Origin of the sequence: Pseudoalteromonas sp. P1-13-1a, from assembly GCF_001401875.1 — a bacterium.
Classification (GTDB): domain Bacteria; phylum Pseudomonadota; class Gammaproteobacteria; order Enterobacterales; family Alteromonadaceae; genus Pseudoalteromonas.
The window spans coordinates 1-221 of sequence record NZ_LKDV01000145.1; the positions used below are offsets into that span (position 1 = coordinate 1).

Sequence of the window (221 nt, forward strand, 5' to 3'; positions counted from 1 at the left end):
TGGGATATTGAAATCCCCGGTGCGCTGGCGCAAGGTGACTTTACTGTCACAGCCAGCATAACCGACGCGGCAGGCAATGAGAGCACAGCCAACAGCAGTGGCAATGTCGATACCATTACACCGGTTGTCACGGTGGATGCACTGGGACTTGGCAACGACAGCACGCCACTCATCAGTGGTACTTCAACAGAGCCGCAAGGCACTGTTGTCAATATTGTTAT

At 53.4% G+C, this 221-nt stretch carries 1 protein-coding gene; it reads left to right on the plus strand.

The genetic code is table 11. The features are described 5' to 3' along the window. The coding region (locus tag AN391_RS20860) for an Ig-like domain-containing protein (protein ID WP_235576517.1) at positions 1-221 on the plus strand (221 nt) is incomplete at both ends.